The following is a 15557-nucleotide window of genomic DNA, read 5'->3' as shown; positions in this document are numbered from 1 at the left end:
GGCATTGGAATGGAAAACTCAAATTTCGAAACAAGTCATTTTGCCGCGAACAGCGACCGCGAGACGACGGCAAGCGCGGACGTCGCGGAAGTCGGAGGCCTGCGCGGCGCGCGTATTGCCAGCGTGCTGGCGCAGATCAATGACGGCTTTGCCGACCAGCAATTCTCGACCCGCACGGTTGCAGAACGGCTCGGGCTCTCGGTGCGCTATGTTCAGGACCTGCTGCAGGGGTCCGGCCTCAGCATCACCGACCGTATCATGCAGCTCCGTCTCGACAAGGCACGCACCATGCTGACCGACGATCGCAACTGCAGCCTCAAGATCAGCGATGTCGCGACCAGTTGCGGCTTCAACGAGCTGTCGTATTTTCACCGCAGCTTCCGCCGCCGCTTCGGGGCCTCGCCGGCCAGGTTCCGCGTCCAGTCGATGAACGGCTAGGCACGTCGCCGTCACTTTTCCCCGGATGCGACGCTGCATCGATGTGGCATCGCATCCGTTGCCAGCAACCGTTCTCCCAAGAGCGGTCCGATCCCGCGGCGCAGTTCCGTTTCGGCAGTTCGCCGGGCGCGCGCGATCTGATGCGGTCCCGCCCCCCGACCGCGCGCCCAGGCCCGCGGCGCCCCCGATCTGCGGAGCCTGATCATCGATCGGGCAGGGTGGTGGACGACCCTCAAAGCCGATTTCAGAACCCATCCGGTCCGGATTATTACAGTCCAGCCATGACTCCGCCCGGATTGTCCGGCATTCGGTGAATGGTTCCGGGAATTTGAGATTTCCGGAGCACGACGCTGCCGAGGATCTGCCGAGACTTCATAAGCCTTTAACTAAAATTCGACCTAATGACGCTGCGACCTCGGGTGACTGTCTGCTGACTTCGGTCCGGCAATGCACGCAGGGAAGCCTATGAAATTGCCCTGGACGACCTGCGTATGAACACCCGAACTGCTGCCTTCTACGGAGTCACGGCCGTCCGCGGCCAGCGTTCCCGGAAATCCAAGGCAAAAATTCGCCCGCTCAGCTTTCTCAGCGGTGTCACGCTGGCGCTGGTCGCCCTCGGCGGCGCCTGGTCGCTGCAGGCGCGACTCTCGGGCGCCAACGTGCCTGTAATCGCTGCGGCGGCCGATCTCGGCGATGCCGCAACCCAATCATCCTTCGCCGAACGCTTCGACCAAACAACCTTTGTCGAGCGCTTTTCGCCGGTCATCACGGCGGCGGCTCCGGCCGCACCGACCAAGGCCGAGCGCAAGGTCGCCTGGTTCGATCCCACCTATTCGCTCGGCGCCCCGCCGGAACGCTTTGCCCGCCCGGCGCCCGTCGAGCCGCAGGTCGCAACGGCCGCTCCCTCGCCGAAGGAAGTGGTTTCGCCGGCGCCGACCGTGAAGCAGCTGGTCGCCAGCATTCCCATGCCGTCGCAGCGCCCCTCGGAATTGCGCACGGCGCCGGTGCCGGCCGTCTCCGGGCATGAGTCGCTGGTGGCGCGCGCCCGGGCCGCCGTACTCGCCAGTGGCGCGGCGCGTAACCCGACGATGTTCGAGAAATTGTTCGGCGTGGGCTCGCCCGAGAAGGCGACCGGCACCCAGCTCGCCTTCGCCGGCTCCGATGGTGGCATCACCAGCGACGGCAAGGACGCCGTGGCCGCCGCCCCCTCGTCCGACCGCCAGACTGCCGTCTATGATATCTCGGCCAAGAAGGTCTACATGCCGGACGGCAGCAGGCTGGAAGCGCATTCCGGCCTCGGCGGCCGGCTCGACGATCCGTCGGGCGTCCGCGAAAAAATGCGCGGTGCCACTCCACCGCACGTCTACGACCTGAAGCCGCGCGAAGCCCTGTTTCATGGCGTGGCGGCGCTTCGCCTGACCCCGGTCGGCGGTGAAGCCGCGATCTTTGGTCGCACCGGCCTGCTGGCGCACACTTACATGCTCGGTCCCAACGGCGACAGCAACGGCTGTGTCTCGTTCAAGGACTATGCTGCTTTCCTGAAGGCCTATCGCAACGGCGAGGTAAGGCGGCTGATCGTGGTCGCGAGCCTGAACTGAACCGGCGGCCCTGTCTTTCGCCGTGCTCGGTCCAATGGATGACTTGCTGGGCGCGTGGCATCCTGAATACAATCCCGGGTAACGATGCGCTGGATGTGGATATTCGCATCCGGTGACATGCATGGCGCCGCCAACGAGCGGCACCGCACCGGGAGGAACCGCCGTGATCCTGAAATCCGTTCGCACCTTGATGTTCGCCGCCGTGGCGGGCCTGGCCGCGCTGTCGCAGGCCCAGGCGCAATGGCCGCAGAAACCGGTCACCTTCATCGTGCCGTTCGCGGCCGGCGGCGGCACTGACGCCTTCGCGCGGCCGCTGGCGCAGCAACTCGACATCCAGCTAGGCAAGCGCGTACTGATCGAGAACCGCGCCGGCGCCGGCGGCACCGTGGGCGCTTCGCTAGCCTCCAAGGCCGCGCCTGACGGCTACACCTTCTTCATGGGCGCCGCGCACCACGCCATCGCGCCGTCGCTGTATCCCAACCTCGATTACGACATCGAGAAGGACTTCATCCCGCTGGCGCTGATCGCCCGCCCGCCGCAGGTGATCGTCGTCAACCCGGAAAAGGTGGCGGCCAAGACGCTGGCCGAATTCATCACCTATCTGAAAGCCAACCCCGACAAGGTGAACTACGGTTCGGCCGGCGCCGGCACCACGCATCACCTTGCCGGTGAGCTGTTCAAGAGCCTGACGGGCACCAAGCTGCTGCACGTGCCGTATCGCGGCGCGGGGCCGGCGATGCAGGACCTCATCGCCGGACACGTCCCGGTGGTGTTCGACGGACTCGGTTCCTCGGCCCCGCAGATCAAGAGCGGGCAGTTGCGCGCGCTGGCGATCGCCGCGCCCAAGCGCGTCGCCGCGTTCCCCGATATTCCGACGGCCGAGGAAGCCGGCCTGCCGGGCTACGAAGTCGCAACCTGGTACGGCCTGTTCGCACCGAAAGGCACACCGCCGGAGATCGTCGATCGGATGAAGAAGGAGCTGGCCACCGCACTGCAGGCGCCCATGATCAAGGACGCCTGGGAGCGCAACGGGTCCGACGTGCCGGACGTCTCCGGCGCGGCGTTCGGCAAGATGGTGTCGAGCGAAGTGACGCGCTGGCGCAAGGTGGTGACGGACGCCGGCGTCAAGCTGGACTGAGCGGCAGGCAGCGCGACCCGATCATTTGTAGTGTGGCAAATAAACCGCGCCGCCGCGCGTGAGACGCACGGTCAAGCCTATCATCGTGGCGTCGGATTGCCCCAGGCGGGGCGAATAACCTAGTGATCGCGTACCTACTCGATCACTGGGGAACACCATGAACAAGCTTCTTCTTGCTACCACTGCCATCTTCGCTCTGGCCGTCACAAACGCATCGGCGGCCGATCTGGCTCCGCGCTCCTATACCAAGGCGCCGGCACCGGTCGCCGTCGGCTACAACTGGTCCGGCTTTTACGCCGGTGTGATGGGCGGCTACGGCTGGTCGGATCGCGTTCGCCTCGACGGCTTCGCCGTCAGCACCAACGAGATCAACGGCGGCTTTGGCGGCGGCACGATCGGCTATAACTGGCAGACCCCCGGCAGCATGTGGCTGTGGGGCCTCGAAGTCGATGCCGCTGGCAGCGCGATCAAATATCGTGAAGCCCTGCTGCCGAACCTGATCTTCGAGGACAAGGTGCGCGCCTTCGGCAGCGTCACCGGTCGCGTCGGCATCACCGCCGGAGCCGCGCTGTTCTACGCCAAGGGCGGCTATGCCTGGGCCAACAACCAGGTGTCGCTGAGCATCCCGGGCGTCGCGAGCGCCTCCGAGAGCAAGACCCTGTCGGGTTGGACCATCGGCGGTGGCCTCGAATACATGGTCGCACGGAACTGGTCGGTGAAGGGCGAATACATGTATGCCGACTACGGCAACGGCCGCTACGGCAACGCCGCGACCGGCTTCACCGATCTCGGCCTCTCCACCCACACCGTCAAGGGTGGCATCAACTACCACTTCAACTAGCGTTTTCTTCACTACGCGATCGCCGCGACACGGGAGCGTCGCGGCGATCGTCAGGACTACTCCAGAAAACTTCAGCCCGGCCGCGTCATCAGCGGTCGGGCTTTTTTTTCGCTGGCGCCGGGCCTGGATCGCAGGCCCGGCGTCTAACCGTCAGCGGCAGACGCGGGTCTTGGTGACGACGCGGCGGCCCATCGGCCCGCGGCGCACCACTGTGCGCATGGTGCAGACCGGCCCGCGGCGAATCACGGTGCGACGCATGTAGCGCGCGGCCGAGATATCCGTGCTGCTCGAGATCCCGGTCGGCGTGGGCGTGGCAGCGGATGCCGGCGCGACCAACGATGCAAGGCCGAGGGCCATGGCCGCGGCGAATCCAAAGGCGATTTTCTTCAAGAGCGTTCTCCTCAGTTAAAACCCGGTGCCGTTCGGCGCGAACGGCCGCAGCCCTCTATTGCGGCTGGCGGATGAATCATTGCTGAACGCTTCATGGCAGGAAAAAGTTGCAATGGTCGCGGTCGGTCTTGGCCGGCACGGACTTCAGACGTAAATTTTGATGCAACCGCTTTGCGTTGGGTCATGACAGCCACATGGCCTGGAAGTAATATCGCCGCACTCAAATCTACTGTCGCACTCGCTGCGACGAGTCAGCCGCGCTAAAGTCGCGAAAGGTTCGTCCAGCCGTTGGAGGTCAGATGAAGGAACCCAGATCAGCAGCCGAACTCGAGGCAACGATCCTCAGTCAGATGACGCCGCATGAGGCTCCGGAAGGCGCCATCGTCAGCATCGTGCGCGACGGCGACAGCTGGCGCCCGGCCGTGCAACTCGGCCATGACGTGCCGGAGCACGCCGAGTGGATCGCCAAACTGGTGCAGGTCGCGGATCATCTGAAGGCGAAGTATGATTTGATGGATTAGGTGGCCCGGGCGCGTAGCCCGGATGAAGCGAAGCGAAATACGGGATCCAGACGTGACGGTCAGGCCAGCTCGATTTGCATCCAGGTCACGGATTACCAAGCTGGAGCAGAAAACTTGCGATGGTACACTATCGCCGAAACTGGATCCCGGGCGGGACGTTCTTCTTGACGGTTGCATTGGCCGACCGGCGCTCCTCTGTGCTGGCAGATCATATCGCACTGCTACAGATGGCGTTTCGCAACACAAAGAACCTCAAGCCGTTTGCCATCGATGCCGTCGTGATTCTGCCCGAGCATCTCCATGCGATCCTGATCTTGCCGCCGAGCGACGCCGATTATTCAGGACGTTGGAAGAGCATCAAGGCCTGGTTTACGCGCGGCGTTGTAGCCATTGGCGAGGCGCCGCCGCGCGATCATCGCGGCGAGTATCTGCTGTGGCAGCGGCGGTTCTGGGAGCACACGATCCGGGACGATCAGGATCTGGAGCGCTGCACGAGCTACATTGACTATAGCCCGGTCAAGCATGGCTTGGTCTCGACGCCGGCGGCATGGCCCTATTCATCGCTGCATCGCTATGTCCGGGCGGGGCTGTTGCCTGCCGATTTGGGCGGACACGGAGGCGATGACAGCGGCCATTTTGGCGAGCGAGAGGATTAGCCGCTAGCCCGGATGAAGCGCAGCAAAATCCGGGATTCGGAGGCTGCGGGAGGGCCGGCCCCGGATTGTCAGCCGGGCTACAAAAAACCCCGGCATCGCTGCCGGGGTTTCGTCGTCGATCTCGCCGCACTCACAGGCCCATGCGGGCAGCTCCGATCGGTCTGTCGCGGCTCACCGCGGAGGCGGGCATGGCTGGCCGTTCGGCAGCGTGCATGGCTTGCCGGCAGGCGAAGCCGGGCGGGCCGCAGCCGGTGGAGGCGGCGGTGCCGGCCGCGCCACGGGAGGTGGCGGTGGCGGCGGTGCCGGCCGCACCACGGGAGGTGGTGGCGGCGGAGGCGGTGCAGGTCGCGCCACCGGAGGCGGCGGTGGTGCCGGTCTTGCCACGGGTGGTGGCGGCGGCGCAGGCCGTGCAACCGGGGGCGCTGGCGGCGGTGGTCGCACCACAGGCGGTGGCGGTGCCGACGGTCGCGCCGCAACCGGGGGCGGTGGTGGCGGTGCTGCCGGTCGCGCCGCAGCCGGAGGAGGCGGTGGCGTTGGGCGTGTTGCCGGTGGCGGTGGCGGTGTCGGGCGCGCTGCCGCTGGAGGCGGCGCGATTGGGCGGGCGGCTGCCGGCGGAGCCGGTGGCGCCGCGGGCGGGGTAGGCTTTGGAGCGGCCGATGGTGCCGCCGGAGCCGGCGGCGAAGCGGCCGGCGGCAGCGGTTGGCCGTTGGCGCCGGGCAAGGCCGATCCCGGTCTTGCGGCGTTCAGCGGAGCGGCAGGCGTCACAGGCGACGGGGCTCCGGCCTGGCCGGGTCTTGCGCCACCTGCCGGCGCCGCCGGAGCCGGCGGCGAACCGGGCACGGGCGGCAGCGGACGGCCGTTGGCACCGGGCAAGGTCGACCCCGGTTTTGCGGCATCCGGCGTTGCGGCAGGTGTACCGGCGGCCGGGCGAGGCTGGCCGTTTGCACCGGGCGGCGGTGGCGTTGCAGGCGACGGTCCACCCGGCACGGGGCGTGCGCCCGGCGCTGCGCCGGGGACGGGCGGAAGCGGCTGTCCGTTGGCGCCGGGGAGCGCGGTGTTTGGGGCGTTGCCATTCGGCGTTGCCGGAGCCGGGCCGCCCGCTTTCGCGCCAGGCGGCGTTGCACCGGGCGCGCCAGGGGCGGGCGGAAGCGGCTGGCCGTTGGCCCCCGGCAAGGTCTGCGCCGCCGGCCTGCCATTGGCAGGGGGCACGCCCGGCGCGCCGGGCGGATTGGCCGGATTGGCGCCGGATAGCGGCGTTGCTCCGGCCGGTGCCATCCTGGAACCGGTGGGTGGCACAGCGCCGGGCGCGGGCTTGCCGTCCGGCGTGGTCGCGCCGGGTGCGGGTGTCGTCTGCGCCTGCGCCGGCACCGGTTGTGCCGACAGCGCCGGTTTGAACATCTGGGCCGGCGGCGGATTGGGGGCCAGCGCCGCCTTGGTCGCGACCGACGGTGGCAGCGACGGCGCGAGCAAGGCCGCGGCGCCGACACCGGCAACACCGGCCGCGAGCACGCCGGCCGCAACCGGCGCGGCCGGCGACCCGGCCGGAGCGGGCGCCTGTGCGGCCGCCGCTACCGGGGCTGCCGGCGGCGTCAAGACCTGAGCCTGTCCGGCGGGATTGGTGATCGTCACCGCTTGGGTGGTGTTGTTGATCACCACGGCGTTGTGGATGTTGTTGTAGATGATGTTGCTCGGCGGCGGCGCGATGTCGCGCGGCGGCCGGACCCAGACCGGCACCGGCTGATAGTTCGGCACCGGCAGGACATAGGCGTAGACCGGCGGCGGCGGCGGTGGCAGATCGTCGAAATAGACCGGGCGTCGCGGCAGGAAGAACACCGGCGGCGGCGGGGGCGGCGCAAAACCGAAATCCGGATCGTCGAACATCAGCACCGGCCGCTGGATGTAGATGACTTCTTCCGGCGGCGGCGGCGGAATGTCGTAGGCCATCACTGTGAAACTGGGCGGCGGATCGTATGCCGCCGAGAGATAGCTCAGCCGGCGCCGTGCATCGTCGGAATGCGCGCCGCGCGGGTAGCGCCGCAGATAGGACCAGTAGGCCGGCGGCGTGTTGACGTTGCGGGTGCGGCGCCAGGTGATCGCCTCGCGGCGTGCGGCGACGATGGCGCGCACGCGCCGTGCCATCGGATCGCGGGGATAGGCGTCGAGAAAGGCTTCGTAGTCCTCCAGCGTGTCGCGATCGACCGCGGCGAGATAGGCCTCCTGGGCGCTGAAATCGCGCACCGGGCGGGAGCGCACCATTATGGCCTGCTCGCGCGACACCGTCGGCGGCGGCGCGTCGGGGGCGCGTTCGAAGAAGAAGAACGGCGCCGGCAGCTTCGACACGTTCCACGGCACCTGCGCGCCCTTGGTGGTCTCGTTGACGCGCAGCCGGATGCGGCTGAACAGATCGTCGCTGCTCAGGCCGCCTTCGCGCATCATCTCGGCCAGCGCCTGGGCATAGGCCGAATAGGGGCCGGGCTCGGCGGGCGCCACGGTGCCGGGCGCGGCGTTGAACGCCACCAGCATGCCCGGCTCGGGATCGACCAGCGCCAGTCCGCCGGACAGCGGATTGCCGGTCCTGGCGAAGGGATTGGCGCGCGCCAGATCGAGCACCACCATGCTGGCCTTCAGCTTCAGCGCCGCCAGCGGCACCATATAGTCGGACAGTCGGATGGCTTCCGCCGAGACATTGACGTCACGGGTGATTTTGGCGTCGATCGGCGCGAAGTAGTTCTCGCCTTCGAGCTGCAGACCGTAACCGCCGAGATAGACGAAGGCGACGGCGTCAGGTCCGGCCGAGGCGGCCTTGTCGAGGAATTCCCGGAAGGTGCGGCGCAGCGTGTCCTGGTCGAGGTCGCGCGCGCCGGTGACGTCAAAGCCGGCGGCCTGCAGCGTCTGCGCGATCAGGCCGGCATCATTGGCCGGCGTCGGCAGCGCGCCGGCCTGATAGTTGGCATTGCCGATCACCAGCGCGATGCGCCGTTCGGCGGGGGCGGCCCGCGAGGGGCTCTCCGAGGCCACGATCAAGGCCAGCACGACAGCAAGGAATTTCAGCATCCACGTCATGGCGGCTCCGCGCGTTCTGGAATCGTGCCTCTAGTCTCTAAGGAATGCGTTGAATGATTACTGAATGCAACAGGTCGAAACTATGGCTGGCGCGGGGAGCGGGGTGAATGGGCGGATGTGGCGGGCCATTGCGCCGCTGCCGCCCATTGAACCTCGCTCCTGCTCGGCGCGCGGGTCGCGCTTTGGATCGTGAACCGGTGGCAATCGTCCCCGAAGCCGCAGGACGCGCGGCCGTTGTTGGCGTGAGGCTGGTGGTGGATGAGCTTGCAGGCTCGATCGTAGCCCGGATGAAGCGAAGCGAAATCCGGGACGCACAAATTATGTCCACGCGGGTCCCGGATTGCGCTTCGCTCCATCCGGGCTACGGACGACTAACAAGACGCGACGCCGCCTTTCTGTCGCTTTTGCGAAATCCAGGATATGCTCCTGTCATGGTGCTCTACCGGCGAAACTTGATCCCTGGCGGGACGTTTTTCTTTACGGTGACGCTGGCCGACCGGCGATCATCGGCCTTGGTTGATCATGTCGGCATTCTCCGGGCCGCATTCCGCAACGCCCGCAGTCTCAAGTCGTTCGCCATCGACGCCGTCGTGATCCTTCCCGATCATCTGCATGCGATTCTGACATTGCCCGAAGGCGATGCCGACTTCCCCGGACGCTGGAAAAGCATCAAGGCCGGGTTTACGCGCTGTGTCGCTGCGTCCGGCGTCTCTGTGCCGCGAAATCGTCATGGCGAATACCGGTTGTGGCAGTCCCGCTTCTGGGAGCACACAGTCCGCGACGACGCTGATTTCGAGCGCTGTGCCAACTACATTCATTTCAATCCCGTCAAGCACGGCCTCGTGACGGCACCGGTGGCTTGGCCATATTCGTCGTTGCACCATTATGTCCGCAAAGGCCTGTTGCCGGCAGACTGGGCCGGCGATGGATGCAACGATGGCGCCGGCTTCGGAGAGCGCGCCGAATAATATGCCGGGCTGTAGCTGTAGCCCGGATGAAGCGCAGCGAAATCCGGGTTCACAGGTCGCGGTCACCGCTCCCGGATTGCGCTGCGCTCCATCCGGGCTACCGACAAACAAAAACCCCGGCATCGCTGCCGGGGTTTTCTTAATTGTCAGTTGCCTGGTTGGCTTGGACTTAGAAGTCCATGCCGCCCATGCCGCCGCCCGGGGGCATGCCGCCGCCGGCGCCGCCCTTCTTGGGCAGTTCGGCGACCATGGCTTCCGTGGTGATCAGGAGACCCGCAACCGAAGCTGCGTTCTGGATCGCGGCACGGACCACCTTGGTCGGATCGATGATGCCCTTCTTGAGCATGTCGCCGTAGGTGCCGGTCTGCGAGTCGAAGCCGAACGCGTAGGTCGCGTTCTCGAGCACCTTGCCGACGATGACGGAGCCGTCTTCGCCTGCATTGAGCGCGATCTGGCGAGCCGGGGCCGAGAGAGCGCGACGCACGATTTCAACGCCGGTCTTCTGGTCGTCGTTCGCGGTCTTGATCTTCTTCAGCTGTTCCGAAGCGCGCAGCAGAGCGACGCCGCCGCCGGGGACGATGCCTTCCTCAACCGCAGCGCGGGTCGCATGCATCGCGTCGTCGACGCGGTCCTTGCGCTCCTTGACTTCGATCTCGGTCGCGCCGCCGACGCGGATGACGGCAACGCCGCCGGCCAGCTTGGCGAGACGCTCCTGCAGCTTCTCACGGTCGTAGTCCGAAGTGGTCTCTTCGATCTGCGCCTTGATCTGCGACACGCGGGCTTCGATGTCGGCCTTCTTGCCGGAACCGTTGACGATCGTCGTGTTCTCCTTGTCGATCATCACCTTCTTGGCGCGACCGAGCATGGCGAGCGTGACGTTCTCCATCTTGATGCCGAGATCTTCCGAGATCGCCTGGCCGCCGGTCAGGATCGCGATGTCCTGCAGCATGGCCTTGCGGCGATCGCCGAAGCCCGGAGCCTTGACGGCTGCAACCTTCAGGCCGCCACGCAGACGGTTGACGACGAGGGTGGCGAGAGCTTCGCCTTCGACGTCTTCCGCGACGATCACGAGCGGCTTGCCGGTCTGCACGACGGCTTCGAGCAGCGGCAGCATCTCGTTGAGGTTGGAGAGCTTCTTCTCGTTGATCAGGATGTAGGCGTCATCGAATTCGACGCGCATCTTGTCGGCGTTGGTGACGAAGTAGGGCGAGATGTAGCCGCGGTCGAACTGCATGCCTTCGACGACGTCGAGTTCGGTCTCGAGCGACTTGGCTTCTTCAACCGTGATGACGCCCTCGTTGCCGACCTTCTTCATGGCGTCGGCAAGGAACTTGCCGATTTCGCTGTCGCCGTTGGCGGAGATGGTGCCGACCTGGGCGATCTCTTCGTTCGAGGTGACCTTCTTGGAGTTCTTGACGAGGTCGGCAACCACGGCTTCCACAGCCAGGTCGATGCCGCGCTTCAGATCCATCGGGTTCATGCCGGCGGCAACCGACTTGGCGCCTTCACGGACGATCGCCTGGGCGAGCACGGTCGCGGTGGTGGTGCCGTCGCCGGCGAGATCGGCCGACTTCGACGCGACTTCACGGACCATCTGAGCGCCCATGTTCTCGAACTTGTCTTCAAGCTCGATTTCCTTGGCGACGGTGACGCCGTCCTTGGTGATGCGGGGCGCGCCGAACGACTTGTCGAGCACGACGTTGCGGCCCTTGGGGCCGAGCGTCACCTTGACGGCGTTGGCGAGAATGTCGACGCCGCGCAGCATCTTGTCGCGGGCATCAACGCCGAATTTGACTTCTTTAGCTGACATGTTTTGCTTCCTTGGAAATTAGGGGGAGAAGGCGGGAGGCGCTGATTAAGCGACCTTCTTCTTGGCGGCGGGGGCGGCGATGTCGGTCAGCACGCCCATGATGTCGCTTTCCTTCATGATCAGCAGGTCCTGGCCATCGATCTTGACCTCGGTGCCCGACCACTTGCCGAACAGGACGCGCTCGCCGACCTTGAGGTCGATCGGGATCAGCTTGCCGGCTTCGTCGCGGCCGCCGGGACCGACGGAAACGATCTCGCCCTGCGAGGGCTTCTCTTTGGCGCTATCCGGGATGATGATGCCGCCAGCGGACTTCTCTTCAGCGTCGATGCGCTTGACTACAACGCGATCGTGCAGCGGACGGAATTTCATGCAGTCCTCCTAAGTTTCTGTAAAAGTTCGATATTTCGGAATTTTGGCAGTCGAGGCCGACAAGTGCCAGCACGACTGTTCCGGACATAGGCCGAACGTTCCCGCTCGGCAAGGCCTTCTAGCAGTTTTTTTGGCACTCAAATATGACGGCTGCCAATTTGCCCCAACGCCGTTAATGGGGCGCCAGAGGGCTGCTAGCACTCGCGGTAAGTCATTGCTAACATTGAGGCTTTCAACGCATTGTTAAACTTTTAAGCTTGTGATGGGGTTGTTGTGTGCGTCACACTTCAGACATCGCGTCGTCAGGGCGAAGTGGAATCCGGTTCGCGGTCGGGCGTTGCGGTCACAGGAGAGCAGAGCGTCGAGGTCCTACCGGAAGCCACTGAGGCCGAATGCGCTCTGTCTTTGGAGGTTGCAATGGGTTCGCGAAGTGCAGTTTCTGACGATTTCAGGAAGCAGGTGCTCGGCTATGGACTGACGACCGCGCAGATCCTGTACCGGATGCCCGACCATCCCGCTTTGCTGCAGAGCTACGTCTGGCAGGATTACGACCTGTTTCCGAAATTCCCGGCCCTGAAGGATTTTCTGGCGTTCTGGGAGGAGAAGCTGGATGGCCCCTTGTTCGCCGTCACCGTCGCGCATTCCAAGCTGATCAAGCCGGCCGAACTGCGCGCCATCGACGGCGTGTTCCGGCTGCATTGACGCTGCGGCGCAAGGCCCGAGCGCAGCTGCGCGCGCTTCGGTCTATTCCGGGGCCGTGGCTCGGCGGTTGCGACATGATGCGAATTACCGCTGTGATCAACTGCGGCTAACCTCCTGCGAAGGGCGCGAGGCGCATTGGCGCAGCGTTGTTCAACAGGGGGTTCGCAATGGCGAAGCAGGCGATGTCAAAGGCTTCAAGTCTCAAGACCGCGGCGCGAACCGCCACGACGAAAAAACCGGGCGCATCCACGCGTGCGGTGTCCGCGAAAAGCGCGTCGCGCAAGCCGCTGAAAGCCAAAGCCGCCGCTGCGAAATCAACCCTGCGACGTTCGAAGCAGCGGGTTGCCGTCAGCCATTATCGCGAAGACGATTTTCAGACCAATGGCCTGCGCGCCTACGCCAGGTATCGCGACCTCGGCATCGCCGCCGCCACCCACGGCCTGGCGCAGGCACATGTGATCCGCCTGATTGGTCCCTGCAATCCGGACGAAGTCTCCAAGCTGCATTTTCACGACATCGAATTTCAGATGGTCTATGTGCTGAACGGCTGGGTGAAGACCTATCTCGAAGGGCAGGGCGAGACGCTGATGCAGCAGGGCAGCTGCTGGACACAGCCGCCGAAAATCAAGCACCTGATCCGCGATTACTCCGATAATTGCGAACTGCTTGAGATCATCCTGCCGGCGGAATTCAGGACCACTGAGATCACGCGCTGACGTCGTCGTTGCGCCGCATCACGTTCAGACGTGCCGCGGCAGGCGCTGGCCGGGCATCAAATCGTATGGCGCACGCCAGCCGGGTAGCTCCGCAACACGGCCGAGCCACGCTTGCACCGCCGGATGCGTGCTTGCAAAATCGTAGCCGGTTTCTTCCTTGGGAAAGAACAGATAGCCGATCATCGACAGGTCGGCGATCGTCGGCTTGTTGCCGACCATGAAGTCGCGATGCCGCAGATGCGCATCGACGATCGCCAGGAAACCGTCGAGCCGGCTGCGCAGAAACTTGAGCACTTGCGGGTCGGCATTCGGCATGAAGGCGCGCATGAAGCGATAAGTCGCCATGAAGCTGGTGAGCTTGTGGTTGTCCCAGAACAGCCAGCGCAGGATTTTGAAACGCTCTTCATCGCTGTTGCCGCCGAAGCAGCCATAGCGTTCGGCCAGCGTCAGCAGGATCGGCGCGGTCTGGGTCAGGCGCGTTTCGAAATCTTCGAGCACGGGAATTTCGCCCATCTCGTTGACCTCAGCGCGCCATTCCGGCGTGCGGGTGACGCCGCCGCCGAAGTCAGTCCACACCAGTTCAAAGTCTGCGCGCACAGCGTCAGCATCAGCGCGAGCTTGTAGCTGTTGCCGGACTCCGGGAAGTAATGCAGCCGGTATTTAGTCACTGTCGTTCTCCAGCATAGCAGCGCGACGTTGTCGATGAAGCTGAGCGGCGACACCGTCTTCGATGCTCTGTCGCGGACCGGCGCGGCGATGGCGACGATGAGCGCCGGATCGTTGGCGGTTCACTTCGCCAATTGGTTGCCTTAGCGGGTCAACTTTCACCGAGGTTTAAGGAGTTGATGGGAAGATAATCAGAATGCGCATCCATTTCCGGAGAGGCCGGGCCGGACGCCCTGCCGGTTCCACCGCTTCGATTTCGACTTCCACAACCAGGACCCACCGATGTTAGTTTTAGATTCCCCGATATCCTGGCGTGCGGAAGGACGCGGCACTGTCGATCACGCCGAGCGATCAGGCGCATTGCCATTGCGCCCGAAACTTGCGTTTGCCGGCGCCGAATATGAACTGAATTTTATTCGATATTACCACGCCTTTTACTATCGCTACGCGCAGGCCAGCCTCATCGTCGGTATGGTTTTGATCTTCGGCGATTTTCTGGTGGACCATCTGGCGTTCCAGAATGCATCCGCAAATACCTATCGCCTTCAGCTGTGCCTGCCGATCCTCGGCATTGGAATCGCCTATTCCTTTACGTCCACGGCCAAACGGCATTGGCAATTCGTCATGTGCGCCTTCATCGCGGTGGTCGCCTGCAGCCTGTTTTGGGTCCTGCTGGAAATCGACAGCCAGGGCGGCATGGGTCTCAGCTCCTGGGTTGGCATCCTCAATTTCGTCTTTCTTGAGTTCTATTGCTTCGTCATTCTTGGCGTCCAGTTCCGATACGCGCTTCCGGCGGGACTCATCATTCTCCTGATGTTTGAATGCGCGCTGCTGCTGGCGTCCGGTAAAGACCTGAGCACGCTCTTCTACTGGTCCTATCACGTCGTCACCGCCTTCATTCTGGCGGCGGGCATCGGCTGGTGGCGCGAATTCCTGTTGCGTAAGGATTTTTCGGCGCAAACGGCCCTGACGGCGGCGAAGGATTTCCTGAAGAACCAGAACGGGCTTCTCGAAATCGAAGTTGAAAAACGCACCCGCAAGATTCTCGATACGCAGGATGTGACCATCGAAATCCTGGCGTCGCTGGCCGAGACCCGCGACAACGAAACCGGCAACCACATTCGTCGCACCCAGCATTATGTCAGGGCGCTGGCTCGGCAATTGCAATTTCACCCTTCCTTCGCCGACTATCTGGTCGATCATCAGATCGATACGCTCTTCAAATATGCTCCGCTCCATGACATCGGTAAGGTTGGCATTCCCGACAGCATCCTGCTGAAGCCGGGTAAGCTTGACCCGGACGAATTCAAGATCATGCAGACCCATACGACGCTCGGCCACAACGCCATTGAAAATGCCGAAAAGCGACTTGGGACGAAGATTGAGTTTCTCGCCTGCGCAAAGGAAATTGCGCTGTTTCATCATGAAAAATGGGACGGCAGCGGTTATCCGAACGGGCTGGAGGGTCACGCCATTCCCATCTCTGCGCGCCTGATGGCGGTGGCCGATGTTTACGACGCATTGACCTCCAGCCGTGTCTACAAGGACGCCATGCCGCATGACCAGGCGATCGCGATCGTCGTGGAGGGCAGGGGCAGGCACTTCGACCCGGATATCGTCGATGCCTTTATTCAGATCACCGATCAATTCAAGGATATTGCAGTTCGTTACGCGGATTGAG

General features: G+C 64.2%; 14 protein-coding genes and 1 pseudogene. 10 read left to right on the top strand and 5 right to left on the bottom strand.

Annotation, left to right across the window (positions count from 1 at the left end; genetic code table 11):
• Positions 1 to 9 precede the first annotated feature (9 nt).
• From FIU28_RS17950 to FIU28_RS17935, 4 genes are all read left to right on the top strand, one after another.
• Positions 10 to 438: a helix-turn-helix domain-containing protein gene (locus tag FIU28_RS17950; RefSeq protein WP_168202966.1), complete on the top strand. Its 429-nt coding sequence runs from the start codon at positions 10 to 12 to the stop codon at positions 436 to 438.
• A gap of 491 nt (positions 439 to 929) precedes the next feature.
• Positions 930 to 2036 (top strand): tlde1 domain-containing protein, encoded by a 1107-nt coding sequence (locus FIU28_RS17945; protein WP_143574551.1) that lies wholly within the window; start codon positions 930 to 932, stop codon positions 2034 to 2036.
• A gap of 121 nt (positions 2037 to 2157) precedes the next feature.
• Positions 2158 to 3174, top strand: a complete 1017-nt coding sequence (locus FIU28_RS17940; RefSeq protein ID WP_210245410.1) for a Bug family tripartite tricarboxylate transporter substrate binding protein — start codon at positions 2158 to 2160, stop codon at positions 3172 to 3174.
• Positions 3175 to 3331: 157 nt separating this feature from the next.
• The gene (locus FIU28_RS17935; protein ID WP_143574550.1) at positions 3332 to 4015 is read left to right on the top strand and encodes an outer membrane protein; all 684 of its coding nucleotides are present in this window, start codon (positions 3332 to 3334) and stop codon (positions 4013 to 4015) included.
• Between the two features lie 150 nt (positions 4016 to 4165).
• On the opposite strand, the gene FIU28_RS17930 is transcribed toward FIU28_RS17935, so the two are convergent.
• Positions 4166 to 4405, bottom strand: a complete 240-nt coding sequence (locus FIU28_RS17930; RefSeq protein ID WP_143574549.1) for a hypothetical protein — start codon at positions 4403 to 4405, stop codon at positions 4166 to 4168.
• Between the two features lie 299 nt (positions 4406 to 4704).
• On the opposite strand from FIU28_RS17930, the gene FIU28_RS17925 reads away from it, so the two are divergent.
• Positions 4705 to 4926: a hypothetical protein gene (locus FIU28_RS17925; protein ID WP_143574548.1), complete on the top strand. Its 222-nt coding sequence runs from the start codon at positions 4705 to 4707 to the stop codon at positions 4924 to 4926.
• 119 nt (positions 4927 to 5045) lie between these two features.
• Positions 5046 to 5582, top strand: coding sequence for an REP-associated tyrosine transposase (locus FIU28_RS17920; RefSeq protein ID WP_143574547.1), 537 nt, complete (start codon positions 5046 to 5048; stop codon positions 5580 to 5582).
• Positions 5583 to 5753: 171 nt separating this feature from the next.
• On the opposite strand, the gene FIU28_RS17915 is transcribed toward FIU28_RS17920, so the two are convergent.
• Complete coding sequence (locus FIU28_RS17915; RefSeq protein WP_143574546.1) at positions 5754 to 8645, bottom strand: caspase family protein; 2892 nt, start codon at positions 8643 to 8645, stop codon at positions 5754 to 5756.
• A gap of 431 nt (positions 8646 to 9076) precedes the next feature.
• Here FIU28_RS17915 and FIU28_RS17910 point away from each other — a divergent pair, with 431 nt between their 5' ends.
• Complete coding sequence (locus tag FIU28_RS17910; RefSeq protein WP_143576259.1) at positions 9077 to 9613, top strand: REP-associated tyrosine transposase; 537 nt, start codon at positions 9077 to 9079, stop codon at positions 9611 to 9613.
• A 169-nt stretch (positions 9614 to 9782) separates the two neighbouring features.
• Here the strand turns inward: FIU28_RS17910 and groL are convergent, their stop codons facing one another.
• A complete protein-coding gene (groL, locus tag FIU28_RS17905) occupies positions 9783 to 11423 on the bottom strand; it encodes a chaperonin GroEL (RefSeq protein ID WP_143574545.1) in 1641 nt (546 codons plus the stop codon).
• Positions 11424 to 11468: 45 nt separating this feature from the next.
• Complete coding sequence (locus FIU28_RS17900; protein WP_143574544.1) at positions 11469 to 11792, bottom strand: co-chaperone GroES; 324 nt, start codon at positions 11790 to 11792, stop codon at positions 11469 to 11471.
• A gap of 417 nt (positions 11793 to 12209) precedes the next feature.
• Here FIU28_RS17900 and FIU28_RS17895 point away from each other — a divergent pair, with 417 nt between their 5' ends.
• Complete coding sequence (locus FIU28_RS17895) at positions 12210 to 12494, top strand: usg protein (protein WP_143574543.1); 285 nt, start codon at positions 12210 to 12212, stop codon at positions 12492 to 12494.
• Positions 12495 to 12676: 182 nt separating this feature from the next.
• Positions 12677 to 13210, top strand: a complete 534-nt coding sequence (locus FIU28_RS17890; RefSeq protein WP_143574542.1) for a cupin domain-containing protein — start codon at positions 12677 to 12679, stop codon at positions 13208 to 13210.
• A gap of 24 nt (positions 13211 to 13234) precedes the next feature.
• Here the strand turns inward: FIU28_RS17890 and FIU28_RS17885 are convergent.
• A pseudogene (locus FIU28_RS17885) lies at positions 13235 to 13878 on the bottom strand (glutathione S-transferase family protein).
• Between the two features lie 280 nt (positions 13879 to 14158).
• Here FIU28_RS17885 and FIU28_RS26700 point away from each other — a divergent pair.
• Positions 14159 to 15556, top strand: coding sequence for an HD-GYP domain-containing protein (locus FIU28_RS26700; RefSeq protein WP_210245567.1), 1398 nt, complete (start codon positions 14159 to 14161; stop codon positions 15554 to 15556).
• The last annotated feature ends 1 nt before the right edge of the window (position 15557 follow it).

This window comes from Tardiphaga sp. vice154 (assembly GCF_007018645.1).
Classification (GTDB): domain Bacteria; phylum Pseudomonadota; class Alphaproteobacteria; order Rhizobiales; family Xanthobacteraceae; genus Tardiphaga.
This window is presented reverse-complemented; position numbering and strand designations above follow the sequence as displayed.

Bases quoted from the DNA above. Each gene is read 5' to 3' on its own strand.
- FIU28_RS26700 (WP_210245567.1), top strand. From the start codon at position 14,159: ATGTTAGTTTTAGATTCCCCGATATCCTGGCGTGCGGAAGGACGCGGC.
- FIU28_RS17935 (WP_143574550.1), top strand. From the start codon at position 3,332: ATGAACAAGCTTCTTCTTGCTACCACTGCCATCTTCGCTCTGGCCGTC.
- groL (WP_143574545.1), bottom strand. From the start codon at position 11,423: ATGTCAGCTAAAGAAGTCAAATTCGGCGTTGATGCCCGCGACAAGATG.
- FIU28_RS17910 (WP_143576259.1), top strand. From the start codon at position 9,077: ATGGTGCTCTACCGGCGAAACTTGATCCCTGGCGGGACGTTTTTCTTT.
- FIU28_RS17940 (WP_210245410.1), top strand. From the start codon at position 2,158: ATGGCGCCGCCAACGAGCGGCACCGCACCGGGAGGAACCGCCGTGATC.
- FIU28_RS17920 (WP_143574547.1), top strand. From the start codon at position 5,046: ATGGTACACTATCGCCGAAACTGGATCCCGGGCGGGACGTTCTTCTTG.
- FIU28_RS17925 (WP_143574548.1), top strand. From the start codon at position 4,705: ATGAAGGAACCCAGATCAGCAGCCGAACTCGAGGCAACGATCCTCAGT.
- FIU28_RS17890 (WP_143574542.1), top strand. From the start codon at position 12,677: ATGTCAAAGGCTTCAAGTCTCAAGACCGCGGCGCGAACCGCCACGACG.
- FIU28_RS17900 (WP_143574544.1), bottom strand. From the start codon at position 11,792: ATGAAATTCCGTCCGCTGCACGATCGCGTTGTAGTCAAGCGCATCGAC.
- FIU28_RS17895 (WP_143574543.1), top strand. From the start codon at position 12,210: ATGGGTTCGCGAAGTGCAGTTTCTGACGATTTCAGGAAGCAGGTGCTC.
- FIU28_RS17945 (WP_143574551.1), top strand. From the start codon at position 930: ATGAACACCCGAACTGCTGCCTTCTACGGAGTCACGGCCGTCCGCGGC.
- FIU28_RS17950 (WP_168202966.1), top strand. From the start codon at position 10: ATGGAAAACTCAAATTTCGAAACAAGTCATTTTGCCGCGAACAGCGAC.
- FIU28_RS17915 (WP_143574546.1), bottom strand. From the start codon at position 8,645: ATGACGTGGATGCTGAAATTCCTTGCTGTCGTGCTGGCCTTGATCGTG.